The following is a 25,838-nucleotide window of genomic DNA, read 5'->3' as shown; positions in this document are numbered from 1 at the left end:
CCACATGGACACCAATAGATGTTCCGGCCTGGCGATATAGACTGCCTCTATATGAGGAACTTCGACCTCAATCTCGCCCGTGTCTTCGTGCTGCTCTACGAGACCGGAAGCGTCACCGCCACCGCCGAGACGCTGCACGTCACCCAGCCCACCGTCAGCTACAGCCTGGCCAAACTGCGGCGGCACTTCGACGACGAGCTGTTCCGGCGCAGCGGCCACGGGCTGACCCCGACCGCCGGGGCCCGCCGGCTGTACGAGCCGCTGCAGCGGGCCCTGGCGGACATCGACGGAGCCTTCCGCCAGGCCGACGACTTCGACCCCGCCGTCATGCCGGGCCGCTTCACCCTCGCCCTGTCCGACCTGGGGGAGGCGACCCTGCTGCCGCGCCTGCTGGCCGCGGCCCGCGAGCGGGCGCCGCAGGTGTCGTTCACGGTCCGTCCCCTCGACGTGGACGACGCCGAGCAGCAACTGCGCCGCGGGGATCTCGACGCGTTCGTGGCCACCCCGGTGCTGACCTCCCACCGGACCGTGCGGATCCCGCTCTTCAACGAGCGCTACGTGGGCATGGTCGCCGCCGACCACCCGCGCGTGCGGGGCGAGGCGGTCACGCTGGCGGAGCTGGCGGCCGAGCACCACGCCACGGTCTTCGGCCCCAGCGGGCACGTGGTGCCGCGTGCCGTGCTGGCCGCGCACGGCCTCCTGGACCGTGTGGCACTGGACGCGACCCGCTTCTCCCTGCTGCCCTACCTGCTGGAGCAGACGGACCTGATCGCCATCGTCCCCGAGTTCGTCGGCGAGGTCTTCACCGCATCCCACCGCCTCCGCCTGGTGCGGCTGCCGTTCGAGACCGAGCCGATCGAGGTGGCCCTCTACGCCCGGCACGAGTCCTCGCGCACCCCCTCGCAGCGCTGGCTGGTCCAGTTCATGGCCGAGGTCCTGGGCGAGCGGGTCAGCCCGGCCCAACTGCCGCCGTACGCAGCGCAGTAGCCGCGGACCCGCGGACGCGAACCGCCTCGTGCGGCGGATCGGCTCGCGTGCGGCCCGGACCGGTACCACCTGCCCCGAGGCCCGGGCCGCGGCGGGTGCGGAATTCCGGCCCGGGCGCGGACGTTTCCACCGACATGACCGATTCATCCGCCGGCAGCCCGCACTCCGCGCCCCACGGGGCATCGGCGCGGGAGCTGCTGGCCGCCGAGCGCGGTGACACGCTCGCCCGGATCGCCGCGCTGAGCAGGGAGTTCGACGGGATCGTGGAGGCGAACGCCCTCGTGGCGATCGACGACGAGCACGACCCGGAGGGGTCGAGCACCGCCTTCGAGCGAGCGCACGTCGCCGCCCTGCTGGCGCAGAGCCGTGAGCACCTGAGCGAACTGGACCGCGCCCTGGAGCGCCTGGACCGGGGCGAGTACGGACGGTGCGCCGGGTGCGGCGAGCCGATCCCGGCCGCGCGGCTCGAAGTCCGCCCCGCGGCGACCACCTGCGTCCGCTGTGCCGCCGCGGCACCCCGCTGACGGGGTCCGGGCTCCGGCGGGACGGAGGCTCAGTAACGCTCGGCCTTGGCCAGGTAGGCGGTCAGCCTGGGCTCGGCCGGCGCCCGGCTGAACGCAATGGGCTGCTCCTTGTGTCCGGGCTCGAGGTTCTCCGCGCCGACGAAACGCGTCTCGACGACACGGCCGGAGGGGTCCTTGAAGTCGACCTGCACGGCGTACGACGCCTTCTGGCCGGTCTTGTTGGCGATGGTGACCAGCACGGCGAGCACGCCGCCCGTGCGCTCCTTCGGCAGCCCCTGCATGGACACCTCGGAGAGCGCGTTGCCGCGGCCCGGCACGTTCTTGAGCTGCCGCTGCGCCGTCGCCGCCGCCCGGACGGTGTCCGCCGACACCGACGCCTCGAACTCCGAGGCGCGGGCCGAGGCCGACGAGGCGCGGGCCGAGGCCGAGGCCCGCGCGGACGCGGCGGCGGACGCGGCGGACGAGGCCAGCGCCGACGGCGGCGTGCCCGAGAAGGAGGCGGTGTCCGGGGAGGCCGGCGTCGAGCGGGCCGGAGTCCCGGTGCCCGAGCCGCCGCCGCATCCGGCCAGCGCCCCCCACGCCACGACGCAGAGCAGGACGGCCGCGGCCGTCCTGGAGAGCGGCCCGCGACCGCGCGGAAGGAAGGAGCAGGGCATCGCGACGTCCTCTGGTCCGGGAGCACCTGCGCCCATCATCGAGCGGGCGCCCCCGGGGCGCGATCCGGCCCGGGCATCCGGGTCAACCGGACCGGACGGCACCTTCACCGTCCCGCCGGCCTGGCGGATCGGCGACGGCAGGCGCCTGCGGCTGAACTTCGGCGCCGTCGACTGGCCGTCCGAGGTCTACGTCAACGGCGCCAAGGTCGCCGAACACAGGGGCGGCTGCGACAAGTTCGGCGCCGACATCACCGACGCCCTCCGGCCCGGCCGCACCCAGGAGCTGATCGTCGGCGTCTGGGACCCGACCGAGATGTGGGTCGTCTTCAACGAGGGCCGGGGCCAGTACGACGTCGGCCGCGTCGCCGCTCAGGCCAAGTCCTGGGACCCCACCCGCCTGGTGAACAACATGTCCGGCCTCGGCCTCGGCGCCGACGGCGGAGCCGGCGACGTCATGGACGGGTACGGCGACCCGAGCCCCGCCCTGCCGCCCCACGCGGACGGCGAACGCGCCCTGGTCAGCGGCGAGTACGGCGGACTGGGCCTCGCGGTGCCGGGCCACGCCCGGTCGGTGCGGCAGTCGTACGTGGACGTCGACCCCTCGGTCTGCACGGACGACTACCTGAAGAAGCCGGCCGAGGTGCACGCCCCGGCCTGCCGCGGCGGCAACGGCGCGGTGGGGGAGGGAGCCGGCCGGCCGCGCGCCCGGCCGGCTCACCCCGGGGTGACGCGTCCCGCACGGTCCGCTCGCATACAGCCGTGGTGAGGAGGAAAAATGACACGGCGAGCGAAGGATCGACCGAGCGGAGGAACGGACCCATGCCGCACGAGCGAGCGGGCGAACCGGCCGGACCCGAGGACCTGGTGGACGTCGCCCGGCTGGTCACCGCGTACTACACGCTGCACCCCGATCCGTCCGACCCGGGACAGCGGGTGGCGTTCGGGACGTCCGGGCACCGCGGATCCTCGTTGGCGAGCGCGTTCAACGAGGACCACATCGCCGCCACCAGCCAGGCCATCTGCGAGTACCGCGCAGTTCAGGGTGTCGACGGCCCCCTCTTCCTGGGTGCCGACACCCACGCCCTGTCCGAGCCGGCGAAGGCCACCGCCCTGGAGGTCCTCGCGGCCAACGGCGTCACGGTGCTGATCGACGGCGAGGACGGCTACACCCCCACCCCGGCGGTCTCCCACGCCATCCTCACCCACAACCGGGGCCGCACCACGGGCCTGGCGGACGGGATCGTGGTGACCCCCTCGCACAACCCGCCCGCCGACGGCGGCTTCAAGTACAACCCGCCGAGCGGCGGCCCGGCGGCCTCCGAGGCGACCTCCTGGATCCAGGACCGCGCCAACAGGATCATCGAGGGGGGCCTGAAGGAGGTGCGGCGCCTTCCCTACGCGAGCGCGCTCGCCGCCGCCACGACCGGGCGGTACGACTTCCTCGGCACCTACGTCGCCGACCTGCCCGCTGTGCTGGACCTCGACGCGATCCGGGCGGCCGGGGTGCGCATCGGCGCCGACCCGCTGGGCGGGGCGTCCGTCGCCTACTGGGGCCGCATCGCCGAGCAGCACGGCATCGACCTGACGGTGGTCAACCCGCACACCGACCCGACCTGGCGGTTCATGACCCTGGACTGGGACGGCCAGATCCGCATGGACTGCTCGTCGCCGTACGCGATGGCCTCGCTCATCGGGCAGCGCGACCGCTTCCGCATCGCCACGGGCAACGACGCCGACGCCGACCGGCACGGCATCGTGACGCCCGACGCGGGCCTGATGAACCCCAACCACTACCTGGCCGTCGCCATCTCCTACCTCTACACGCACCGTGGGCAGTGGCCCGCCGGCGCGGGCATCGGCAAGACCCTGGTGTCGTCCGGCATGATCGACCGCGTCGCCGCCGACCTCGGCCGCGAACTGGTCGAGGTCCCGGTGGGATTCAAGTGGTTCGTGGACGGCCTGGCCGGCGGAACCATCGGCTTCGGCGGTGAGGAGTCGGCGGGCGCCTCCTTCCTGCGCCGGGACGGGTCGGTGTGGACGACCGACAAGGACGGCATCCTGCTGGCCCTGCTCGCCTCCGAGATCACGGCCGTCACCGGCAGGACACCGTCGGAGCACTACGCGGGCCTCACCGCCCGCTTCGGCGACCCCGCCTACGCCCGTATCGACGCCCCGGCCACCCGCGAGGAGAAGGCCCTGCTCGGCAAGCTCTCTCCCGCGCAGGTCACCGCCACCGAACTGGCCGGGGACGAGGTCACCGCCGTGCTCACCGAGGCGCCGGGCAACGGCGCCCCCATCGGCGGCATCAAGGTGACCACCGCCGACGCCTGGTTCGCCGCCCGCCCCTCGGGGACCGAGGACGTCTACAAGATCTACGCCGAGTCCTTCCGCGGACCCGACCACCTCGCCCGGGTGCAGGAGGAGGCCAAGGCGGTGGTCATGACGGCCCTGGGCGGCTGACCGCCCGGCGCCGGTGTCAGCCCTCGCCGTGGGCCAGCCACAGGTCGGGGCCGAACACCTCGTAGCGGACGCGCCGGGCGGGGACGCCGGCGTGCAGCAGCTGGGTGCGCACGGCGCGCATGAACGGCAGTGAACCGCAGAGGTAGACATCGGCGTCGGCGGGCAGGTCCAGGCCGGCGACGTCCATCAGTCCGTCACGGGCGCCGGGCTCGTCGGCGGCGTCCTGCTCGTACCAGAACCACGCGGTGGCGTCGGGGAGTTCGCCGACGAGGCGGTGGGTGTCCGCGCGCAGCGCGTGGTCGGCGGGGGAGCGGTCGGCGTGCAGGACGCGGACCGGCCGGGCGGAGCCGGTCGCCGCGAGCTGCTCCAGCATGCCGACCATCGGGGTGCAGCCGATGCCCGCCGAGACGAGCAGGAGCGGGCGGTCGGAGTCGGTGAGGACCACGTCGCCGAACGGCGCCGACAGGGTGAGTTCGTCCCCGGCGCGGACGGCGTCGTACAGCCGGCTCGACACCTCGCCGTCGGGCGCGTCCGCCACGCCCGCGACCCGCTTCACGGTGATGCGGCGCAACCGGTCGCCGGGGGCGTTGGACAGGCTGTACTGGCGGGTCTGGCGGACCCCGTCGGGCATGGCCACCCGGACACTGACGTACTGCCCGGCACGGGCCGGCGGCAGCGGCGCGTCGTCGGCGGGGCGCAGCAGGAACGAGACCGTGTCGGGGGTCTCCTCCCGCCGCTCCACCACCGTCCACTGCCGCCACGGGCTGCGCGGGTCGACGCCCGCCTCCTGGTAGAGACGGGCCTCCTGGGCGATGAGGGCGCCGGCCATCAGCCAGTACACCTCGTCCCACGCGGCCGCCACCTCCGGTGTGACCGCCTCGCCGAGCACGTCCCCGATGGCCCGGAACAGGTACTTGTGGACGATCGTGTACTGGTCCTCGGTCACGCCGAGCGCCGCGTGCTTGTGCGCGATCCGCGCCAGCAGCGCGTCCGGCCGCGCGTCGGGATCGGCCAGCAGCGCCTGGGCGAAGTACGCGATGGACCCGGCCAGCGCCTTGCGCTGCTCGCCGCTGGCCTGGTTGCCGCGGTTGAACAGGCCGTCCAGCAGCTGGGGTTGATCGGCGAACATGGTGCCGTAGAACCGCGTGGTGATCTCGTCAAGGGCGCCGCCGACTGCGGGCAGGGTGGCGCGGACGACGGCGGCCGACTCGGGCGAAAGCATGACACTCCTTGGGTGGTGCGGGCGGGTGCGGGACGGCGCCCGCATCACCACGGGACGAGTGATGGGGGCCGACGAGCCCGACGATCATCCCGTCGGCACCGGCACGTGCCATAGGGCCGAACATCCCCCCGCTGGGGGCCCATCGGGCCGGTACCGGGACCGGGCGGGTCGTGGGGGCTCGGTGCGGCCAGCGGTGCGGAGACACGCGGGGCTGCGTGCGAGACCGTGGTGCGAGGAAGCAGGCGAAAGCGCTGGAAAAGCCGGACGTTCCCCTGATGGGAGCGGCAGCATGGACCCGAGGGACACCGTCTACGGACACCGGGGCGATCCGTTACCGGCCCGGCCGGCCCGACGGGACGGCACCCGGGGAGTGACCGTTCCGCGTGGTGCGCGCCGTCCGCCGGGCGCGCCGCCAACTCATCGCCGTGAAGGGTGTTTGCGGACGCGGTGAAGGGCAACGCGATGTCCATGAGTGAAGCGAACAGCGGAACGAACGAGAAGACCGGCGCCAAGCGGACCGCGGCCAAGGCCCGGCAGACCGCCGACAAGGCGACCGCCCCGGCCTCGCGGGCCGCGAACAGCGCCGCGGGGAAGGCGGGTGACGTCGCGTCAGCCGCCAAGAACGGCGCGGGACGCGCGGCCGAGGTGGCCAGCGGCGCCGTGCAGAGCGCGGCCCAGGGCGTCGAGAAGGGCCGTCAGGTGGTCGTCGCCACGTCCGGTCAGGTCGCGGCCACCGCGAAGACGGCCTGGACGGTGATCGCCCAGCGCAAACTGGTCGCCGCGGGCGTAGGCGCCGGTGTGGCCGCCTTCGGCGCGGCGACGTACGCGGTGGGCCACCGCGCGGGGCGCCGCGTGCACGGTCCCATCACCCGGCTCACCGGTGGCCGGATCTGACGTCCGGGAGGGAAGGTCCCCCCGGTCCGTCGCACACCGCGAAGGGCCGTGCGGGCCACCGGGGCCGAAGAGGCGGGGTGCGCAGAGGCCGGCCGGTCAGTGGCCGGCCTCTCGGCCTGCGCGGGACGACTCGCCCCGGGCGACGCCGCCGCCCCCGACGGTGATCTCCGTCTTCATGCCGAAGCCCTTGTGCCCGTCCACCGGGCAGTACAGCTCGTAGGAGCCGTCCTTCAATGTGATCCTGAGCCGCGCCGACCGGCCGGGCTCGACCCCGTGCGCCAGGTGGGCGTCGCCGCCCCTGCCCTCGATCTCCAGGGAGTGCAGGGTGTGCCCGTCGTTCTCGGCCACGAAGGTGTAGGCACCGGGCCTGAACGTCGTCGTCGACAAGGCCAGCCGGTACTCGGTCATCCGCACCGTCACCGTCGTGCCCGCCGCCGCTCCGCCGCCCCCGGGGGCCGGGTCCGGCCCCGCGCCGACGCCGCCCGCCCCCGGGCCCCCGCACGCCGCCAGCACCGCGCCCAGGGCCACCGCGCCCGCCCCGGCCGCCGTACCGCCGCGGCTCGACCGTCTGGCCATGCCGAACCTCCTCGCCTCCCGCGGCCCGCCCCTCCAGGTTGGGGTACGCGCCGCGCGCGCTCCGCGGGGAAGCGCTCTGCACGCTGTACGGCCGGGAGCCGACCAGGGATTTCTCCCTTCTCCCGCGAAACGCCATCCGATCGGGGCCGTGCGCCGTATGTGAAGACGAGAGATGTTCCAGGAGGCACACGATGGCGATCTTCAGCGATCTCTTCCCTGCCAAACACCGTGATCACAACGACGAAAGGACCTCCCGGCACGACGACACCTCGATGAGGAGGCGCCGTCACCATCGCCGCCGTCACCACGACGACGACGACCACGAGTTCTACGACCACTACTGAGGGCCGGGCGGACCGGTTGACCGGGGGACCGGTCCGCCCCACCGCCGAGCCGTGAGGGACGTCCGCCATGGAGCGTGGCCCGCGGCACGGCCTGCGGCATCCGCTGTCGGTGCGCGGGGACGGCGATGCCGTGGTCGCGGCCGCTCCGCCGTTGTCGCCGCGCGAGGTGTTCGGGCGGTTCTGGCCCTACACCCGCGGCCGCCGGCGCTGGCTCGCCCCTCTGGTCCTGTTCAGCCTCGCCGGTCCCCTCATCGACGCGGCCGAACTCTGGCTCTTCAAGACCGTGGTGGACGAGGTGCTCGTCCCGCGGGACCTGGGGCCCTTCTTCTGGATCGCGCCGGCCTACCTGGGCCTGGTCGTCGGCTCCGGCCTGCTGGGGTTCGCCGACGACGTGACCTCCGCCTGGGTGAGCGAGCGGTTCCTGCTGGCGCTGCGCTCCGACGTGTTCCGGCACGTCCAGGGTCTCTCCCTCGGCTTCTTCGAGCGGCGCCGGCTCGGGGACGTGCTGTCGCGCGTCACCGGCGACGTGGACGCCGTCGAGACCTTTCTGCTCTCGGGCGTGGCGGACGGGCTCTACCACGTGGTCCGGCTGGGCGTCTTCCTCGGCCTGCTCTTCTACCTCCGCTGGGACCTCACCCTCCTCGCGCTCCTCGTCGTGCCGCTGTTCTGGTCCGCCGCCCGGCACTTCTCCCGGCTGATCAAGGAGGCGTCGCGCGAGCGCAGGCGCCGTAGCGGCGCCCTCAGCGCGGTCGCCGAGGAGTCGCTCGGCAACATCACCCTGGTGCAGGCGTACAACCGGCAGGACTGGGAGGAGCGCCGCTTCGAGCGTGAGAACCTCGGCAGGTTCCACGCGGCGATGGCGTCCACCCGCATCCGCGCCGTCTACGGATCACTCGTCGAGGTGGTCGAGGTCTCCGGCGCCCTCGCCGTCATGGGCCTCGGCACCTGGAAGCTGGCCGAGGGTCAACTCACCCTCGGCGGGCTGCTGGTGTTCCTGGCCCTGATCGGCAAGCTCTACAGCCCGATCCGCGATCTGACCCGCCTGGGCACCAGCTTCTACGCGGCCTCCGCCTCCGCGGAACGGATCGTCGAACTGCTGGACCAGCGCCCCCAGGTCGCCGAGACCGCCGGCGCCCGGCGGATCGGCCGGGCCCGCGGCGAGGTCGCCTTCGAAGGAGTGTCCTTCCACTACCCCGGCCGGCCCCACCCGGCGCTGTCGGAGGTGTCGTTCCACGTCGCCCCCGGCGAGACCCTGGCCCTCGTCGGTGCCAGCGGCGCGGGGAAGTCCACGGCCGCGAAACTGCTGCTGCGCTTCTACGACCCCGACCTGGGCGCGGTCCGCCTGGACGGGGCCGATCTGCGCGGCCTGGCCCTGTCCGACGTGCGGGAGAACGTGGCGGTGGTCCTCCAGGAGACCCTCGTCCTGCACGGCACCGTGCGGGAGAACATCGCCTACGGCCGGCCCGGAGCGACCCAGGCGCAGATCGTCGCGGCGGCCCGCGCGGCGGACGCGGACGCGTTCGTCGAGCGGCTGCCGGAAGGCTACGACACCCTGGTCGGCCAGCGCGGCCGGACGCTGTCCGGGGGCCAGCGCCAGCGGCTGGCGATCGCCCGCGCGATGATCCGGGACGCCCCCGTCCTGCTGCTGGACGAACCGACCACCGGCCTCGACGCCGAGTCCGGCCTGCGGATCATGGAGCCGCTGCGCCGTCTCATGGCCGGGCGGACCACCATCGTCATCTCGCACAACCTGCTCACCGTCCGCGACGCCACCCGGATCGTGGTGCTCGACCACGGCCGCGTCGTCGAGTGCGGCACGCACGACGAACTGCTCCTGCGCGCGGGCGCGTACGCCCGGCTCCACCGGCTCAACGCCGTGCACGATCCCGCACGGGCGGGCGTCACGCCCCCGGGGAAGGTGCTGTCATGACCGGCCCGCGGACCGAACCGCCCCCCACCCTGGCCCCGGGCGCCCGCCCCGCCCCCGGCTACGCGATCCTGGGCCACCTGGCCCGCACGGGATGGCTGGACGTGTACGACGCCTGGAGCGAGGAGCGGGCCTGCCGCTGCGTCGTCAAGGTGGTGCGGCCGGACCGCCTCGACGAGGCGCCGCTGCGCGCGCGGCTGCTGCGCGAGGGCCGCTGGCTGCGGGGGTTCACCCATCCCCATCTGGTGCGCGCCTACGAGACCTTCGACGCGCCCGAGCCGCTGGTGGTGCTGGAGACGCTGACCGGGGAGACGCTGTCCCACCTGATCCACCGGCTGCGGCGCCGGCCGTCCGCCGCCGACGTGGCCCTCCTCGGGGTCCAGCTGTGCTCCGCGGCGCACTACCTGCACGGGCAGCGACTGCTGCACCTGGACCTCAAGCCGTCCAACGTCGTGGTCGACCGCGGCCACGCGAAGGTGCTCGACCTGAGCGTGGCCCGGCCGCCCGGGCCAGCCCCGCCCGGCGTGGGCACGTACCGCTACCTGTCACCCGAGCAGGCGCGCGGCGGAGCGCTGTCGGCCGCGGCGGACGTGTGGGGCATCGGCATCACGCTCTACGAGGTGGCCGGGGGCGAGCTGCCGTTCGACTACGGCGAGACCGTCGACGGCACCTACGGCACTGACGGCACCTACGGCACCTATGGGACGGGCACCCCGGGGAAGGACGACGACCACGCCGCGGCGGACCCCGACGAGCGGTGGCCGCGACCGGAGGCGGACGAGTGGTACCCGCAGTTGGAGGACAGCGCCCGGCCCATCACGACACGCCGCCGCCTGCCCTCCGCCCTCGCCGCGACCGTCGACGCGTGCCTGCGCGAGGAGCCGTCCGCCCGCCCCACGATCCCCGCCCTGGCCGAGGCACTGGCCGCGACGCTGGGGACGCCGCTCCCGCGGCGGACGCCCGGCGCTTCTCCCGACCGGGATCCGGCCGGCGCTCCCGGCGCGTGACCGGCCGGGCGGGTGGCGCGCCCGTGCGCCCGCCGCCCTCGCCGGGAAGACGGCGTCCCGCACCCCGAGCAGGCGCCCGCCGCACCCGTTTCCCCGCGCCCGGCAGGTGCTACGCCCCGCTCGACACGTTCGGCGCTCCGCCGGCCGCGGGGAAACGGGCGGTCGCCAGGACGGTTCCGTCGGACGAGGCCAGCCGGACCTTGGAGAGCGCCGAGGAGTCGACGGGGGAGGGGCCGCCCCAGTAGCCGTACCCCCGGCGCAGGGCGAAGCTGCCGGCGCGGACCGTGCCGCCGTCGCCGCGCTCCAGGAGGCAGTCGACCCGGCCGGTGTACGGCGTGCCCGCGTCGGCGAGGTCGACGTACATGTAGAGCCAGCTGGGCGAGCCGGGGTGCACGTAGACCTGTCCGGTCGGCCGGCCGGCGGCGTGCGGGGAGACCAGCTGGGCCTGCACCAGGCCGGTCTGCTGCTCCGTGGGCCGGGCCGGTCCCGCCACCATGCCCTCGATCGCCGTGCCGACCGCCCAGCCGCCGAACCCGAAGGCCAGCGCGAAGGCGGCCGCGGCGGCGGCCCACCGCACGCGTGTCCGGCCGCCCGGGCTCCTGCGCCTCAGGCCGAAGCCGCGGCCCTTCCGGCGTCCCTCGCGCGTCGACGACTCCCTCGTCAGCGCCTGCGCCACCCGGGCCTCGAAGCCGACCGGCGGCTCGCTGCCCGGCAGCAGCCCGATCAGCCGGTCGCCCAGGAGGGTGAGCTGCTCGACGTACTCGCGGCACTCCGCGCACCGGTCCAGGTGGGCGAGCGCACCGGACCGCTCAAGGCCGGGCAGCACCCCGAGAGCCAGCTCCGCCCCGATCTCCCGCAGCTGCTCGCAGGTCACGTCACTGGTCATGGTCGCCTCGCTTCGGAGACGCGAGCGTGGTCCGCAGCTTCCCCATCGCCGTCCTGATGCGCGTTTTCGCGGTGCCCAGCGGGATCGCCTCCCACGCGGCGATCTCCCGTGCCGTCATGCCGTAGATGCCCGCCATCACCAGCGCACGGCCCTGTTCGCGCGGCAGCTGGGCCACCGCGGCCCGCAGCCGGGTCGACGCCTCGTCGGCCAGCGCGTGCTGCTCCGGCGTCTCACTGATCACGCCGAGGATCGCGTCGAGGTCCTCCGGCGCCACCGGCTCCGGCCGCCGCGCGCGGACCGCGTCGATGGCGAGGTTGCGGGCGATGGTCGTCAGCCAGGTCGTCACCGAGCCGCGGCGCGGGTCGTAGATCTGCGCGTGCCGCCAGGCCCGCTCGAAGGTCTGCTGTGCGATGTCCTCGGCGAGCTGCGGATCGCCGGTCACGGCGATGGCGACCCCGAAGACCGTGTGCTGGAACCGCCGTACGAAGGTGACGGCGAGCTCCGGGTCGCCTGTGGCCAGCCCGGACAGCAGAGCCTCGTCCGGGAGACGGCCCACGGGGAACCGGAACCTCTGCATGTCCATAGGTACGGTTCGTCCCTGCCGGGGGATTGACCAGGGATTCGACCCCTTTCCCCTCCATCATGCCGCCGTCCGCGGACGTCGCGCTCACCGAGCGGCCCGGGGCGGGCGTGGCGCAGGACGAGTGAGCCCGCGCGGGCGGCGGGCGGTACCGCCGCGGCCGGCCTAGCCCCGGCCGCTGGTGGACAGGGGGGACGGGGGCGTGTCGGTCTGCCGGAGTTCGGCCAGCAGCTCGTTCCGCCCGGCCAGCAGCTCGGTGAGGATGCGGCGGGCGGCACGCAGCAGTTCCGCGACGTCGCCGCCCGCCAGCGCGTAGCGGACGGTGGACCCCTCCCGGATGGACACCACGATGCCGGAGCGCCGCAGCACGGCCAGCTGCTGCGACAGGCTGGACGGCTCGATCTCGATGTCGGCGAGCAGGTCCCGCACCGGCACGGGCCCGTGCTGCAGCAGCTCCAGGACCCTGATGCGCACGGGGTGTCCGAGCATGCGGAAGAACTCCGCCTTGGCCTGATAGAGGGGGACCTGCATGAGTGCTCGCTCCCAGCCGCGTCGGGGATGGTCTCAAGGAGCGGCGGCGCCCCGAGGGCGCCGCCGCCGGATGTGCCCTGTGACTGCCGATCCTGGTCGCCCGGGGCCGCGTGCATCCACGTATTGGGATCTTGCTGATGTGCTGACTTGAAGAAGTTTTCACATCATGGGCGCACGTCGGCCCGGGACGCCGGACGGTCTAGACCTCGAGCTGTTCCTCCACGCGCTTGAGCTGGTGACGGGCCATCGCCAGGTTGGAGCGGTCCTTGTCGAGCACGAGGTAGAGGAACAGCCCGTTGCCGTTGCGGCCGGTGACCAGCCGGATGAGGTGGTACTGGGTGCCCAGCGTGATCAGCACGTCCTCGATCTGGCTCTTGAGGCCCAACTGCTCCATGGTGCGCACCTTGGCGCGGATGACGTCCGTGTTCCCGGCCGCCGCGATCGTCAGATCGAGATCCTTGCCCCCGCCCAGCGTTCCCAGGGCCATTCCGCTGGTGTAGTCGACGACGGCCGCCCCCAGCGAACCCTCGACCCCGGCCATCATCTCCTTCAGCGACACTTCCACACTCGCCATGGCGCCTCCCCTTGTTCGTCTGCTGCGGCGGGTCGGCGATCGCCGCCCCACCCGGTGATCGCACCGTAGGCATATGACGGCGGCGCCAGGGGAGGGTCTCCAGGAGTGACGCCCGATGATCGGAACGTGCCGGTGTGCGAGAGGCTGCCGACCGGAACTGGCGTGCCCTGGTGCCGATGTTGTCACGGAGGCGTGCCGCGCCCCGCCGCCTTCCGCCGTGCTGTGTCACCGCCGTGTCACAGGTGATCCCCGGGGGAACCCGGCGCCCGTCGGCCACCTCTCCCTCGGCGAAGGCCGGCGACGGACCGGCCGTGCAGTCCGATTTCGGGGGGCGTCATGCATTACGGGAACCGCGTTCGCAAGGCCACGCTGGCGACGGCCGCAGTCACGGCCGCACTGTCGCTGGCCGCGTGTCAGCCGGGCGGTGACGGGCCGGCGAGCGGGGCGTCCCCGCACGCGCCGGGCACGGCGGCCACTTCCGCGGGTACACCGGGTTCCGCGACCACGGCCCCCGCCGGCGGGACGCCGGGGGCCGGGGCACCGTCCTCGGGCGGGACGTCCTCCGGCACGGGCGGCGCGGGCCGCACGACGGCGCCGGCTACGGGCGCTTCCCCGGTGTCGGGGTCGTCGGGCGCGGCGGTGCGGACGTGCGCGGCGACGGCGCTGAAGGTGACCGCCCGCCAGGCCGCGCACCGTCCGCCGGGGACGGGCACCGGAGCGGCCGTCGTCGGGTTCACCAACGTCTCCGCACGGCCGTGCCTCCTCCAGGGGCATCCCACGGTGGCGGGCGCGGGCAACGGTTCCCCGCAGCACAACGTTCCGCTGTCGGTCACCCGGGTCGGCTCCGCGACGCCGGTCCGGGTCGCGCCGGGCGGCAGGGCCTGGGTGAAGCTGACCTTCGTCCAGGTCCAGGGCGAGGCGGACGGCTACTGCGTGTCCGGCGCCGACCCGGTCGTCTACCCGACGCTGGTGATCGGCCTGCCGGGCTCCGGCGCGCATCAAGTGGCTCTGGACGACGGTCAGTTCGCGGAGTGCGACAACAAGGTGACGGTCACTGCCGTGTCGGCGGCGAAGCCGGTCTGATCCGCGTCCCGGTCATGGCCGCCGGCAGTGGAGGAACAGGTGCGGCTCGGGTGCGCCCTCGGGATGATCGGGGGTGAACACCACAGTCTCCTGGGAGAGCACCGTCAGTCCCGCTCCGGCGGCCAGGCCGGTGAAGTCCGGTGCGTCGAAGCTCGTCACCCGGACGGCCTGGCCCATGAAGACGCCCTCGACGTCCTCCACAGCGAGGGGCACGGTGGCGAGGACCACGCTGCCGCCCGGCGCCACGGCCCGTGCCACCCGGCGCACCACAGATGCCTGGTCGGCGCGCGACATCTGCAGCAGGGAGAAGTACACGCAGGCCGCGTCGAAACCGGCTTCGGCGAGCGGCTCTTCGCGCACGTCGGCACACCGGAACTCGGCATCGGGCACCTGACGGGAGGCCAGGCAGACCATGACGGGGGAGACGTCGAGGCCGAGTACGCGGTGCCCCGCCGCGGCGAGCGCGGCGGCGGTGGGGCGGCCGGTGCCGCTGCCGACGTCCAGCACCCGGCTTCCGGGCGCGAGTTGGTCCAGCAGCCACGCCAACGACGCCCGGTGCGCCTCGGAGTGGGCGAACGCCTTCTCGTAGTCGGCTCCGAGGGCGTCGAACACCGCCGCCGCCCGGGTCCGTTCTCCCTGGTCGCTCAAGTAGCCTCCCCCTCCGTGAACGCCGCCGGTGCGGGCATCGTCGCATCCACGACCGCCCCGGACAACGGGGGACGCGCGCGCGGCCCCTGACGCCGACCTCGGAACCCGCGGCCGGTGCCCGCCCCGCGAGGGACGGGGGGACCCGCGGCCGGGGGCCCGCCCGGAGAGCAACAGACCGCCCGACCATCGGACCGTCCACCGCTCACGGCCGTCCCAGGGCGTACTGGCCGCTCACCGCTCAGGGCCCCGTCCCAGGGCGTCCTGGCCGTCCACCGCTCAGGGCCGTCCCAGGGCGTCCTGGCCGTCCACCGCTCAGGGCCGTCCCAGGGCGTCCTGGCCGTCCACCGCTCCCTCGTCCGCCGCACCCCGCGCTCCCGCGAGCGAGGCCTCGGTGGGCGAGGGTGCGGGGACGGAGCCGGAGGAAGTGCTCCGCCGAGCCGTCAGCCGGCGGGCCAGGGGCTCGGTGAAGCGGGCGGTGAGCGGGCCGAGAACGACCAGGATCAGCACGTAGGCGGTGGCCAGCGGGCCCAGTGCGGGCTGGATCCCGGCGGTGACGGCGAGCCCGGCGATGACGATGGAGAACTCGCCCCGGGCCACCAGGGTGCCCCCGGCCCGCCAGCGGCCCCGGGACGATATCCCCGCGCGCCGCGCCGCCCAGTAGCCGGTGGCGATCTTCGTCAGGGCGGTGACGGCGGCCAGGGCGAGGGCGGGCAGGAGGACGGGCGGGATGTCCGAGGGATCGGTGTGCAGGCCGAAGAAGACGAAGAACACCGCGGCGAACAGGTCCCGCAGCGGCGCGAGCAGGTTGTGGGCGCCCTCCGCGACCTCACCGGACAGGGCGATCCCGACCAGGAACGCGCCGACCGCCGCGGAGACCTGCAGCTCCTGCGCCAGACCGGCGACGAGCAGGGTCAGGCCGAGCACCACCAGCAGCAGCTTCTCGGGGTCGTCGCTGGAGACGAAACGGGAGATGTGGCGGCCGTAGCGCACCGCCACCAGCAGGACCAGCCCGGCGGCGCCGAGGGCGACGGCCAGCGTCACACCGCCCGCCGCGAGACCGGTCCCGGCGAGCAGGGCCGTGACGATCGGCAGGTAGACCGCCATGGACAGGTCCTCCAGGACCAGGATGCTCAGCACGACAGGCGTCTCGCGGTTGCCCAGCCGCCCGAGGTCGCCGAGCACCTTGGCGATCACCCCGGAGGACGAGATCCAGGTGACCCCGGCGAGCACGACCGCCGCGACCGGGCCCCAGCCGAGCAGCAGCGCGGCCAGGGCCCCGGGCAGCGCGTTGAGGGCCGCGTCCACGAGTCCGGCCGGGTACTGGGTCCTGAGGTTGGAGACCAGGTCGCCGGCCGTGTACTCCAGGCCCAGCATGAGCAGCAGCAGGATCACGCCGATCTCGGCGCCGATCGCCACGAACTCCTCGCTGGCGCCCAGCGGCAGCAGACCGCCCTCTCCGAAGGCGAGCCCGGCCAGCAGGTACAGCGGAATCGGCGAGAACCGCAGGCGCCCGGCGAACCGGCCCAGCAGTCCCAGGGCGAGGATGATCGCGCCGAACTCGATCAGGAAGACCGCGGAGGAGTGCACGCCCGGTCACTCCCGTCCGAGGATCGCGGCGGCCGCGTCGGCGCCCTCGCGCGTGCCGATCACGATCAGGACGTCGCCGCCCGCCAGGCGGAAGTCCGGACCGGGGGAGGGGATCGCCCCGGCCCGGCGGAGCACGGCCACGATCGACACCCCCGTCTCCGTCCGCATCCGGGTGTCGCCCAGCAGCCGCCCGTTCCAGTGCGAGGTGACCGGCAGCTCGATCCGCTCGGCCACCAGCCCGAGCTCGGTCGTCGACAGCAGGCTCGGACTGCGGTGCTCCGGCATGAGCGCGTCGACGAGGGTCTCCGCCTCGCCAGGGGACAGCCGCACCGACAGCGCGCAGGCGTCCGGATCGTCCTGCCGGTAGGCGCTCAGGGTCCGGGAGCCGTCCCGGTGGGCCACGACCGACAGCCGCCTCCGCTCCCGCGTGGTGAGGTCGTAACGGACCCCGATGCCCGGCAACGGCGTACTGCTCATGCGTGCGACCCCCACGGTTGGCTCCCGACCTGACTCGCGCGTGACTGTTTCTTGACCGATCTTTGACAACACCCTAACCGGCGTCCCCGAATCCCCGGCCGGGACCCGGGTGGCGCAAACGTGACGAAGATCGCTCCGGCCGCACGGCCTGTTTGCGTACGCCACGAGTGAGCAACCGATCCCGTGCACGCCCGTGAACCGGCAGATGGGAGCCCTCCGTGGCGGACAGCGCATCCGATCCGCTAGAGATCGACGCCGACCCCGAGGCGCTCCGGCGCCACCGCACCCTCTTCAGAGCCGTCAAGCGACGCAGGAATCCGCCCCTGCGGCGGACCGACATCACCGTCACCGACACGAAGGCCGTCCAGCGGGCGGTGAAGGCCGCCTCGCTCGGCAACGCGATGGAGTGGTTCGACTTCGGGATCTACAGCTATCTCGCGGTCACCATCGGGCACGTGTTCTTCCCGTCCGGGAACGGAACCGTCCAGCTGCTGTCCTCGTTCGCGACCTTCGCCGTGTCCTTCCTGGTGCGGCCGATCGGCGGCATGGTCTTCGGACCGATGGGGGACAAGATCGGCCGCAAGCGGGTGCTCGCCCTGACCATGATCATGATGGCGGTCGGCACGTTCGCCATCGGCCTGATCCCCTCGTACGCCGTCATCGGCTTCTGGGCCCCGGTCCTGCTGATCCTGTTCCGCCTGGTCCAGGGCTTCTCCACGGGCGGTGAGTACGGGGGCGCGTCCACCTTCATCGCCGAGTACGCGCCCGACCGGCGGCGCGGTTTCTTCGGCAGCTTCCTGGAGCTGGGCACGCTGGCCGGCTACGTCGGCGCGGCGGGCCTGGTGACCGTCCTGACCGCGCTCCTGGGCGACGCCGGCATGGAGTCCTGGGGCTGGCGGGTGCCGTTCCTGGTGGCCGGCCCCATCGGGCTGATCGGCCTGTACCTGCGGCTGAGGCTCGACGAGACGCCGGCGTTCCAGCGACTGGAGGACGGCTCCGTCCACCGGGCGTCCGAGGCGGCGTCCACCGCGGAGACCACGGCCAAGGGAGACCTGGCCAAGATCTTCCGCGAGTACTGGCCGACCCTGGTCCTGTGCGTCTGCCTGGTCGCCGCCTACAACATCACCGACTACATGCTCCTGTCGTACATGCCGACCTACCTGTCCGACGAGATGGGGTACTCCGAGACCCACGGCCTGCTGATCCTGATCGGCACCATGGTGGTGCTGATGCTGCTGATCAACGTGGTGGGCAACCTGTCCGACCGGGTGGGCCGCAAGCCGCTGCTGATGGCCGGGATGCTCGGCTTCCTCTTCCTGTCGGTCCCCGCGTTCCTGCTGGTCAAGCAGGGCAGCCTGATCGCGGTCTCCGCGGGGATGCTGATGCTCGGACTGTCGCTGGTGTGCATGCTGGGCACGATGTCGGCGGCGCTGCCCGCGCTGTTCCCCACCCAGGTCCGCTACGGCTCCCTGTCCATCGGCTACAACCTCTCCACCTCCCTCTTCGGCGGCACCACCCCCCTGGTGATCACCGCGCTGATCTCCGCCACCGGGAGCGAGCTCATGCCCGCGTACTACGCCATGGCCGCGGCGCTCGTCGGCGTCATCGCGGTCGCCTGCATGAAGGAGACGGCGCGCCGGCCGCTGGCGGGCTCCCCGCCCGCGGTGTCGACGCAGGAGGAGGCCGCCCGGCTGGTGGAGAGCCAGGCCCAGGCGCCCAGGTTCTGAGCCGCGCGGTTCCGTCCTCTCCACGGCGGGCCCTTCACGCGGGGGCGGCCCTGCGTGAAGGGTGGCCGGTAGGAGTGCGTTGCTCACTCGATCGGGGCAACGTGGCCCCCGCGGGGCCACGGGCGGCGAGACTGGTGCCGTGTTGAGCAACCTGCCCGAGAACGACGCCGACTTCGTGGGACGCCGTACCGAACTGGCCGACCTCGCCGACGCGTTGAAGCGGTACCGCCTGGTCACCGTCACGGGTATGGGCGGGGTCGGCAAGAGCCGCCTCGCCCTGCGCGCCGCGCACACGGTCCGCGACGGCGGCGCCCGCGGGGTGGCCTGGGCGGACCTGTGGCCGCTGCGGGACGACCGGCTGCTGATCGCGACGGTGGCCGACGCGGCCGACTTCTCGGACCACACCGCCACCATGCCGCAGGACGCCCTGTGCGAGTGGCTCGCGGCCAAGGACGCCGTGCTGGTGCTCGACTCCTGCGAGCACCTGGTGAGCGCCTGCCGCCATCTGGTCGCCCATCTCGTCATGACCTGCCCCGACCTGACCGTCCTGGCGACGAGCCGCGAGCCGCTGGGCGTGCCCGGGGAGCACGTGTACGCCCTGGAGCCGCTGCCGGCCGAGACCGACGCCGTCGAGCTGCTGCGCCGGCGCGCGGCCGCCGCGGGCACCCCCCTCACCGACGCGGAGGACCTCGCGACCGCCACGCGGCTGTGCCGGTGGCTGGAGGGCATCCCGCTGGCCCTGGAACTGGTCGCGGGACAGCTCGCGCGGCACACCGTCACGGAGGTCGAGCGGGACCTGCGCTCACGGCTGGACGTGCGGGCCCGCGCGGTCCCGGCGGGTCCGCAGCGCCACCGGGCGATGCGGACCGCCATCGGCTGGAGCCACGAACTGTGCGCACCGGCCGAACGGCTGCTGTGGGCACGGATGTCCGTCTTCCGCGGCCCGGTGGACCCGGGCGCCGTGCGCGCCGTGTGCGGCGGGGGGCCACTGCCGGCCGCCGACGTCGAGACGACGATGGCGGGCCTCGCGGCGAAGTCCGTCCTGTCCCGGACCTGCGACGGCTACCGGATGCTCGACACGGTGCGCGAGTACGGCGGCATGTGGCTCGACGGCGTCGGCGAGACCCCGCTGCTGGCGGACCGGCACGCCGAGCACTTCCTGAGTCTTGCCCGAACCGCCCACCGGGCCTGGCTGGGCCCCCGGCAGGCGGTCTGGTACGGGAAGGTGGAGCGCGCCCACGCCGACCTGTGCGCCGCCCTGGACCATCTGCTCGTCACCCCGGCCGGCGGCGGCACTGGAGACGGCCGGACTGCTCGCCTTCTTCTGGAGCTGCTGCGGGCACCTGCGCGAGGCCGTGGTCTACGGGGAGGCGGCGCTGGCGGCGGCGACCGAGCCCGGCCCGGAGCGCGCCCGGACCCTGTGGGGCCTCGGCGTGGCCCGCGTGCTGCGCGGGGAGCACACGGCCGCGACCGCGCTGGCCGAGGCCTGCCGTGCGGAGGCACAGGCCCGGCAGGACGGGGAAGGCCTGCTCCACGCGGCCTATCTGGAGGGCCTGGTCCATCTTCTCCAGGGCCGTCCGATGACCGCCCGGTGGGTGGTCGACGAAGCCCTGGACCTGGCCGCCGGACCGGCCTTCTCCTCGCGGGGCCGGGTCCTGTGCCGTCTGGTGCGGGTCTTCGCCCTCACGTCGGAGGGACTGCTGGGGCGGGCCCGCGACGAGGCCGGGGAACTGCACGGGGTGTGCGTGGCCCTCGGGGAGTGGTGGACCCGCGCCTACTGCGACTACCAGCTCGCCCTCGTCGCCCTGTTCGAGGACCGGGTGAAGGACGCGGCCGCGCACGCCGCGTCCATGCTGGAGGGCAAGCGGCGCATCGGGGACGGCTTCGGTCTCGCCCTCGGACTCGACCTGCTGGCATCGGCACTCGCCGCACAGGGCGCGGGGGAGCCGGCCGTCGCGGCCTACGGCGCGGGCGAGACGTTCTGGAGCGCGGTCGGCCACCCGCAGCGCGGGACCCCGGAACTGGCACCCGTGCGCGCACGCTACGAGGCCACCGCGCGGACCCTGCTCGGTGACGAGACTACGAGGAGGTCATGCTCCGCACCGCCGGCCGGGACCCCGAGTCCGTCCTGGTGGAACTCCTGGGCCGCTCGGCCGACGGCGGCTGACGCGTCGGCGGGCCGTCAGCGGGCGGCCGCCGCCACCGCGGCCGGATCCTCGCCCGTCAGTTCCACGATGCGGTTGACGGGCACACCGGCCGCGAGTGCCCGGCCCAGCAGGGCGTCCCTGCCGTCCGTGCAGTCGCGGTAGGCGAGGAGCGCCTCCTCCACCCGGGCGATCCGCTCCGGGGCGCTGTGCTGACGCACCCGGCTCAGCTCCTCCTCGCTGAGCGGGACCGGCAGGCGTTCCGCCCGCTCCGGAATGGCTGCCGTCTCGTCCGGCGGCAGCACCCGCAGCTTCGCCGACGTCGCCGAGACGCCCTGCGCGTCGAGCCACGCCCGCACTGCGGGGGTGTCCATGCACGCGAGCTGCCCGACGGCGGCCGGCGGCACGCCGAGCGAGGCGGCCGGATCGTCGAGATCGTTCAGCAGGAACAAGTAGGCGTCGTCGGTCATGCGCGGTTCTCCCGGGAAGCGGTGGGCTGGTCCCGGTTCCCGTACCCCGCGACGGCCGGATCATCGTCCGCCGACCGGGGGGTCTCGACGCGCCGGCGCCGGAATGTCAGGAAGGGCCGCGCGCACCAGGGGGCGCGCTGTCGCGGGCTGGTGCGCGTCGGCCCGGTCTGCTCGCCGGTTCGTTCACCAGTAGTGCCGGCGTCCTGCGACCGCGTGGCCCATGGCTCCCAGGACCCACAGGACGGCGCCGACCACGGCGAGGATGATGCCGATGGTCCACAGGACGGAGATGCCGGTGACGAAGCCGATGACAAGCAGAATGACGCCGAGGATGATCATGGCCGCCTCCCGTTGCAGGTGGTGCGTCTCTCCCCGTGTACCCCGAGTCGTGAGGAGTCGTCCTCCGGGTTTGGTACAAAGGCGAAACGGCTGATGACCGCGACCGCTGTGCGTGCCGGTCGGCCCATCGGGTACTGCGTGAGAAAGAACGGAACATCATACGTTTTGTCTGCCACTTACTGAAAGTGACCCACTCGTGACGCATCTCGGCGGTTTCGGCGATGACCCGGACAACGGGCCGGACGGCGATGCCAAGGCCGTCGCGCTGGAGATCGCCGACGCCGTGGACGGCCTGACGGACCTGTGGCTGCTGGCCGCGCAGGAGGCGCCGCTGCGGCTGTCCCTCCAGCAGTTGCGGGCGCTGCGGGTGGTGGCGGCCGAGCCGGGGCTGAATCTGACCACGCTGGCCGAACGGCTGGACATGGGGCCCCCGACGGCCAGCCGGCTGTGCGACCGGCTGGAGGCCGCGGGGCTGTTGGAGCGGGTGCTGCACCCGCTCAAGCGCCGTGAGGTGCAGCTGAGCCTGGCCGCGCAGGGCCGTCAGGTCCTCGACGAGGTGGCGGGACGGCGGGCGCAGGGCCTGGCGGAGGTCCTGGGGGCGATGGAGGCGGACGACCGTGCCGCGCTGCGGCGGGGGATGAGGGCGTTCCGGGCCGTACGGGACGCGGGGGTGCCGCACCCGCACGGCCCCGACAGGACGTAGACCCGGCGGCACCACGGCCTCCCGGGGCGGCGGCCCGGGGTCAGCCGTCCGCGGCGGGGCGTCCCCGCCAGTCGAGGCAGATGACGGCGGCGTCGGCGGCCAGGTCCCGGCTGCCGAAGTGCTCGACCAGGCCGGAGACCACCGCCCGCGCGGCCTCGTGCGGGGGCATGGCGGCCGCGGCGGTGATCGTCTGGCGCAGGGCCTGCTCCCCGAACAGGGCGCCCTTCTCGGAGCGGGCCCCGTGCACCCCCTTGCTGACCGCGACCAGCCGGTCGCCCGGCTCGACCTGGAAGGTCTGCTCCTCGTACAGCGTCTCCTCGAGCATGCCGAGCGGGAGTTGGGCCTCCAGCTCGATCTGGTCGATGCGGCTGCCGCGCTGCCGGAACAACTGCGGTGAGCCCGCGTCGACGGCCTGTACGACGCCGGTGTCCAGGTCGAACCGGAGCAGCAGCGTGGAGGCGTAGGCCTTGCCGCCGTACTGGGCGAAGACGGCCTGGTCGGCGAGGCACGCCTGGTCGGCCAGGCCGATGTCGGCGCGGCGGGCGTTGCGCAGGGCGCCGACGGCGAGGGTGGTGAGCAGGGAGGCGTCTATGCCCTGCCCCATGCCGTCGGTCATGGTGACGGTGAGGTGGTCCGCGTCCGCCGACCAGTCGAAGTTGTCGCCGCCGATCGCGTAGGCCGGCTCCAGATGCGCTCCGATGCTGTACTCCCGGCGGGCGCAGCCCCGGCCCGGCAGCAGCTGCCACTGCATCTCGGCGGCGAGCGTGAGCCGCCGGGTCCGCCGGGCCTGGAGGTAGAGGTCGGTGTCGCGGCCGGCCGCGGCGATCTCGTGGGCCAGGGCGGTGGCGACGTCGGCGATCTGGAGCACGGTGGCCGGATCGGTGCCGGAGGCCGGCAGCCGCACGGACAGGACGCCCAGCCGGTCGCCCCGGACGGTGATCGGCAGGTGCACCCGGTCGGTGACGGGGTCGTCGGTGACCTCGACGACCGGGACCTGGGTGGTGAACGCCCGGCCGGCCGGGCCGTCCGAGGCCGGGACCGGCTCGCCGGTGTGCGGCAGATGGGTCACCGGTTGCAGCACGCTCAGCCCGTAGTCAGCCACCAGAAGCGTGACCTCGCGGGCGCCGACGCGGTCGGCCAGCAGCCGGGCCGTGGTGGCGACCAGTTCGTGGGGCGGGGCAGCCCGGAGCAGCTTCTCGGCGCAAGGGGCCGGTTCGGAGGCCTTCACGCTGTCCACACCCTCTCCGTCTCAGTGGTCCGCGCCGTCACGGCCCGGCGCTCTTCGGGGGCCGTGACGGCCTGCTCATGGTTGGACTTCCCGGCACGCCCGGCTCACATGCCGGTCCGGTCCGGTCCGGGTCGGCGCGCCGCGCGGACCGTCACCCGCACCCGCGGGTGGGGCGGCGCGGCCCGGCTAGTACGCTGACGGGCACCCCGGTGCCTGCGAGAGTGTGACTGTGACTTCCTTCCGCCCCCGTCAAGAGCCCCAGGAGGTCGCGCGAGTGACCTCCACGGCGGCGGAGTTGCTGGAAATCCTGTGGGGGCGGGCCTCCACCGCGCCCGCTTCCGTGTCCCAGCTGCGCGTGCTGCTCGTCCTCGAACACCACGAGGGCATCAACCTGCGCACCCTGGCCGACTCCCTCGCGTCGACCCCGCCGTCCACCAGCCGCCTGTGCGACCGCCTGCAGGCCTCCGGCTTCGTCGAACGGGTCGTCAGCCCGGCCGACAGGCGCGAGGTGCGACTGCACCTCAGCCGCCGGGGCCACGCCTTCCTCGCCGATCTGCGCGCCCGCAGGGAGGCAGCGCTGAGCGCCGTGCTCGACCAGATGTCGGCCGCCGACCGGGGCGCGCTGGTGCGAGGGCTGGAAGCCTTCTGCGCCACGGCCGCGACGCGGATATACGACGAGCCCCAGGCGTCCGACAGCCGGACCGCCTGAACCGGCCCCCGCGGCACCGGGGCCGCCGAACGGTTCCCCGGACCGGCGCACGCACCGGCCTGCGCCCATCGGACCATCCCCCGTTCCTTCCCGTGCTCACGTGACGCGGCCACTTTGTTGCCTCGCGGTCATAGTTGTCAACCTGCAATAGTTGCGGAACCAGGCAATGAAAGACCCGAACCACCGGAGCCGCCGGCGAGCGCGTCTGGGTATGCTCTCGACCGTTGTCTGTCGGCAAGGGTCTGACGGGCACGATGCGGGGCGGGGAGGGGCGGGTTCATGGCGACGTCGCAGCCGGAGGCTGCCGACCTGTCCTCACAGGCGCGGGCACGGGCACAGGCACGGATACGGCCGCAGGCACGCACACCGGCGCCGGACGGCCTTCCCCTGGACCTGGCGGGCGGGAAGCCCTCGGTCCTGCTGATCGAGGACGATCCCGGCGACGCGCTGCTGGTGGAGGAACTGGTCGCCGACAGCGAGCTGACGATGCGTCTGCGGTGGGTCCGCTCGATGGCCGAGGCGAGCGAGGTGCTCGCCACGGAAGTGCCGGACTGCGTCCTGCTGGACCTCCATCTGCCCGACGCGCAGGGGCTCCAGGCCGTCTCGCGCGTCCAGGCCCACGCCGACCAGGTCGCGGTGGTGGTGCTCACCGGACTGGCCGAGGAGCACACCGGACTCGCGGCCGTCGCGGCCGGAGCCCAGGACTACCTGGTCAAGGGCAGGGTCGAACCCGACCTGTTCGGACGGGCGGTCCGCTACGCCATCCAGCGCAAGCAGGCCGAGCAGGCGGCGGTCGCCCTCCAGGCCAGCCAGATGCAGGCACGGGAGAACGCCCGCCTGGAACGGGGACTGCTGCCGCGCCCGCTGCTGCGCGGCGACGGCGTGGAGGCGGTGGCCCGCTACCGTCCCGGCCGGGCCCAGGCGCTGCTGGGCGGCGACTTCTACGACATCGTGCAGAGCGCCGACGGCACCGTGCACGCGGTGGTCGGCGACGTGTCCGGGCACGGGCCGGACGAGGCCGCCCTGGGCGTGGCCCTGCGGATCGCCTGGCGCACGCTGGTGCTCAGCGGCATCACCGGCGCGCGGCAGATCGGCCGGCTCGAGGAGATCCTCGTGGCGGAGCGGGTCAGGCCCAACGTGTTCGCCACCCTGACCAGCCTCACCGCCGCGCCCGGCGCCCGCAGGGTCCGGACGGTGCGGGCGGGCCACCCCGGCCTGCTGCGGCGCACACGGGACGGTGTGGAGTGGGTCGAGGTGCCCGCGGGCCCGGCGCTGGGCGTGCTGCCCGGCGGGGCGCGCTGGCCGGAGGAGGAGCTGCCGGTGCCCGCGGGCGCGTCCCTGGTGCTGTTCACCGACGGGCTGTTCGAGGGGCACGTCGGACGCGGGCCGGAGCGGCTGGGCGAGGACGGGCTGCTCGCCCTCGCCCGGGAGGTCGCCGCACTGGCGCCGGAGGCGTTCGTCGACGGCCTCATCGAACGCGCCGAGGGCCTGGCCGAGGAGCAGGGCGGCCTGGCCGACGACGTCGCCGTGCTGCACCTGCGGTGGAACTGAACGG

General features: G+C 73.8%; 25 protein-coding genes and 1 pseudogene. 13 read left to right on the top strand and 13 right to left on the bottom strand.

Annotated features, from left to right (window positions below):
* Positions 1-51: 51 nt before the first annotated feature.
* Both ACIPM1_RS15800 and ACIPM1_RS15795 read left to right on the top strand, forming a co-directional pair.
* Positions 52-987, top strand: coding sequence for a LysR family transcriptional regulator (locus ACIPM1_RS15800; RefSeq protein WP_402434307.1), 936 nt, complete (start codon positions 52-54; stop codon positions 985-987).
* Positions 988-1,121: 134 nt separating this feature from the next.
* Positions 1,122-1,511, top strand: coding sequence for a TraR/DksA family transcriptional regulator (locus ACIPM1_RS15795; RefSeq protein ID WP_402434304.1), 390 nt, complete (start codon positions 1,122-1,124; stop codon positions 1,509-1,511).
* Positions 1,512-1,540: 29 nt separating this feature from the next.
* On the opposite strand, the gene ACIPM1_RS15790 is transcribed toward ACIPM1_RS15795, so the two are convergent.
* Positions 1,541-2,167 carry a hypothetical protein gene (locus ACIPM1_RS15790; protein ID WP_402434301.1) on the bottom strand — a complete coding sequence of 209 codons (627 nt, stop codon included), beginning with the start codon at positions 2,165-2,167 and terminating at the stop codon, positions 1,541-1,543.
* A 100-nt stretch (positions 2,168-2,267) separates the two neighbouring features.
* On the opposite strand from ACIPM1_RS15790, the pseudogene ACIPM1_RS15785 reads away from it, so the two are divergent.
* Positions 2,268-2,933 (top strand): annotated as a pseudogene (locus tag ACIPM1_RS15785) (sugar-binding domain-containing protein); the annotation flags it as partial.
* A 53-nt stretch (positions 2,934-2,986) separates the two neighbouring features.
* Positions 2,987-4,627 carry a phosphoglucomutase (alpha-D-glucose-1,6-bisphosphate-dependent) gene (gene pgm, locus ACIPM1_RS15780; protein WP_402434298.1) on the top strand — a complete coding sequence of 547 codons (1,641 nt, stop codon included), beginning with the start codon at positions 2,987-2,989 and terminating at the stop codon, positions 4,625-4,627.
* A gap of 16 nt (positions 4,628-4,643) precedes the next feature.
* Here the strand turns inward: pgm and ACIPM1_RS15775 are convergent, their stop codons facing one another.
* Positions 4,644-5,849 (bottom strand): globin domain-containing protein, encoded by a 1,206-nt coding sequence (locus ACIPM1_RS15775; RefSeq protein ID WP_402434295.1) that lies wholly within the window; start codon positions 5,847-5,849, stop codon positions 4,644-4,646.
* A 462-nt stretch (positions 5,850-6,311) separates the two neighbouring features.
* On the opposite strand from ACIPM1_RS15775, the gene ACIPM1_RS15770 reads away from it, so the two are divergent.
* Positions 6,312-6,743 carry a hypothetical protein gene (locus tag ACIPM1_RS15770; RefSeq protein WP_356189750.1) on the top strand — a complete coding sequence of 144 codons (432 nt, stop codon included), beginning with the start codon at positions 6,312-6,314 and terminating at the stop codon, positions 6,741-6,743.
* Positions 6,744-6,839: 96 nt separating this feature from the next.
* Here ACIPM1_RS15770 and ACIPM1_RS15765 read toward each other — a convergent pair whose 3' ends face one another.
* Entirely contained in the window at positions 6,840-7,319 is a 480-nt protein-coding gene (locus ACIPM1_RS15765) for a copper-binding protein (RefSeq protein WP_402434291.1), read from the bottom strand.
* A gap of 191 nt (positions 7,320-7,510) precedes the next feature.
* Between ACIPM1_RS15765 and ACIPM1_RS15760 the strand changes: the two genes are divergently transcribed.
* From ACIPM1_RS15760 to ACIPM1_RS15750, 3 genes are all read left to right on the top strand, one after another.
* Positions 7,511-7,663, top strand: coding sequence for a hypothetical protein (locus tag ACIPM1_RS15760; RefSeq protein WP_402434288.1), 153 nt, complete (start codon positions 7,511-7,513; stop codon positions 7,661-7,663).
* Between the two features lie 67 nt (positions 7,664-7,730).
* Positions 7,731-9,593 carry an ABC transporter ATP-binding protein gene (locus ACIPM1_RS15755; protein ID WP_402434285.1) on the top strand — a complete coding sequence of 621 codons (1,863 nt, stop codon included), beginning with the start codon at positions 7,731-7,733 and terminating at the stop codon, positions 9,591-9,593.
* Complete coding sequence (locus tag ACIPM1_RS15750) at positions 9,590-10,597, top strand: serine/threonine-protein kinase (protein WP_402434282.1); 1,008 nt, start codon at positions 9,590-9,592, stop codon at positions 10,595-10,597. Before ACIPM1_RS15755 ends, ACIPM1_RS15750 begins: the two co-directional genes overlap by 4 nt.
* A 109-nt stretch (positions 10,598-10,706) precedes the next feature.
* Here the strand turns inward: ACIPM1_RS15750 and ACIPM1_RS15745 are convergent, their stop codons facing one another.
* The 4 genes from ACIPM1_RS15745 to ACIPM1_RS15730 form a co-directional block, all read right to left on the bottom strand.
* Positions 10,707-11,483, bottom strand: a complete 777-nt coding sequence (locus ACIPM1_RS15745; protein WP_402434280.1) for an anti-sigma factor family protein — start codon at positions 11,481-11,483, stop codon at positions 10,707-10,709.
* A complete protein-coding gene (locus ACIPM1_RS15740; protein WP_356189892.1) occupies positions 11,473-12,060 on the bottom strand; it encodes a sigma-70 family RNA polymerase sigma factor in 588 nt (195 codons plus the stop codon). Before ACIPM1_RS15740 ends, ACIPM1_RS15745 begins: the two co-directional genes overlap by 11 nt.
* 168 nt (positions 12,061-12,228) lie before the next feature.
* The gene (locus ACIPM1_RS15735; RefSeq protein WP_356189738.1) at positions 12,229-12,594 is read right to left on the bottom strand and encodes a metalloregulator ArsR/SmtB family transcription factor; all 366 of its coding nucleotides are present in this window, start codon (positions 12,592-12,594) and stop codon (positions 12,229-12,231) included.
* A 199-nt stretch (positions 12,595-12,793) separates the two neighbouring features.
* Positions 12,794-13,168 carry a hypothetical protein gene (locus ACIPM1_RS15730; RefSeq protein WP_356195235.1) on the bottom strand — a complete coding sequence of 125 codons (375 nt, stop codon included), beginning with the start codon at positions 13,166-13,168 and terminating at the stop codon, positions 12,794-12,796.
* Between the two features lie 615 nt (positions 13,169-13,783).
* Here ACIPM1_RS15730 and ACIPM1_RS15725 point away from each other — a divergent pair.
* Positions 13,784-14,251 carry a DUF4232 domain-containing protein gene (locus tag ACIPM1_RS15725; protein ID WP_402434276.1) on the top strand — a complete coding sequence of 156 codons (468 nt, stop codon included), beginning with the start codon at positions 13,784-13,786 and terminating at the stop codon, positions 14,249-14,251.
* Positions 14,252-14,263: 12 nt separating this feature from the next.
* Here ACIPM1_RS15725 and ACIPM1_RS15720 read toward each other — a convergent pair whose 3' ends face one another.
* From ACIPM1_RS15720 to ACIPM1_RS15710, 3 genes are all read right to left on the bottom strand, one after another.
* Positions 14,264-14,899 carry a class I SAM-dependent methyltransferase gene (locus ACIPM1_RS15720; protein WP_402434272.1) on the bottom strand — a complete coding sequence of 212 codons (636 nt, stop codon included), beginning with the start codon at positions 14,897-14,899 and terminating at the stop codon, positions 14,264-14,266.
* Positions 14,900-15,211: 312 nt separating this feature from the next.
* On the bottom strand, positions 15,212-16,486 hold the full coding sequence (locus tag ACIPM1_RS15715; protein ID WP_402434269.1) for a cation:proton antiporter: 1,275 nt from the start codon (positions 16,484-16,486) through the stop codon (positions 15,212-15,214).
* Positions 16,487-16,492: 6 nt separating this feature from the next.
* A complete protein-coding gene (locus ACIPM1_RS15710; RefSeq protein ID WP_356195224.1) occupies positions 16,493-16,963 on the bottom strand; it encodes a TrkA C-terminal domain-containing protein in 471 nt (156 codons plus the stop codon).
* A gap of 218 nt (positions 16,964-17,181) precedes the next feature.
* Between ACIPM1_RS15710 and proP the strand changes: the two genes are divergently transcribed.
* Positions 17,182-18,690: a glycine betaine/L-proline transporter ProP gene (gene proP, locus ACIPM1_RS15705; RefSeq protein ID WP_402434265.1), complete on the top strand. Its 1,509-nt coding sequence runs from the start codon at positions 17,182-17,184 to the stop codon at positions 18,688-18,690.
* A 2,182-nt stretch (positions 18,691-20,872) separates the two neighbouring features.
* Here the strand turns inward: proP and ACIPM1_RS15700 are convergent.
* Entirely contained in the window at positions 20,873-21,304 is a 432-nt protein-coding gene (locus tag ACIPM1_RS15700; protein ID WP_402434262.1) for a DUF6003 family protein, read from the bottom strand.
* 183 nt (positions 21,305-21,487) lie between these two features.
* Positions 21,488-21,643 carry a DUF6131 family protein gene (locus ACIPM1_RS15695; protein ID WP_356195214.1) on the bottom strand — a complete coding sequence of 52 codons (156 nt, stop codon included), beginning with the start codon at positions 21,641-21,643 and terminating at the stop codon, positions 21,488-21,490.
* Between the two features lie 196 nt (positions 21,644-21,839).
* On the opposite strand from ACIPM1_RS15695, the gene ACIPM1_RS15690 reads away from it, so the two are divergent.
* Positions 21,840-22,346 carry a MarR family winged helix-turn-helix transcriptional regulator gene (locus tag ACIPM1_RS15690; protein ID WP_402434259.1) on the top strand — a complete coding sequence of 169 codons (507 nt, stop codon included), beginning with the start codon at positions 21,840-21,842 and terminating at the stop codon, positions 22,344-22,346.
* A gap of 40 nt (positions 22,347-22,386) precedes the next feature.
* Here the strand turns inward: ACIPM1_RS15690 and ACIPM1_RS15685 are convergent, their stop codons facing one another.
* Positions 22,387-23,583: a PP2C family protein-serine/threonine phosphatase gene (locus tag ACIPM1_RS15685; protein WP_402434256.1), complete on the bottom strand. Its 1,197-nt coding sequence runs from the start codon at positions 23,581-23,583 to the stop codon at positions 22,387-22,389.
* Positions 23,584-23,797: 214 nt separating this feature from the next.
* Between ACIPM1_RS15685 and ACIPM1_RS15680 the strand changes: the two genes are divergently transcribed.
* Both ACIPM1_RS15680 and ACIPM1_RS15675 read left to right on the top strand, forming a co-directional pair.
* A complete protein-coding gene (locus ACIPM1_RS15680) occupies positions 23,798-24,283 on the top strand; it encodes a MarR family transcriptional regulator (RefSeq protein WP_402434253.1) in 486 nt (161 codons plus the stop codon).
* Between the two features lie 279 nt (positions 24,284-24,562).
* Positions 24,563-25,834, top strand: coding sequence for a PP2C family protein-serine/threonine phosphatase (locus ACIPM1_RS15675; protein ID WP_402434250.1), 1,272 nt, complete (start codon positions 24,563-24,565; stop codon positions 25,832-25,834).
* Positions 25,835-25,838 lie beyond the last annotated feature (4 nt).

The sequence above is a fragment of the Streptomyces sp. NPDC086766 genome (assembly GCF_044746005.1).
In the GTDB taxonomy this organism is placed as follows: Bacteria; Actinomycetota; Actinomycetes; order Streptomycetales; family Streptomycetaceae; genus Streptomyces.
Note: the sequence above shows the minus strand (reverse complement) of the source record. Positions and strands in the feature narration are given on the sequence as shown.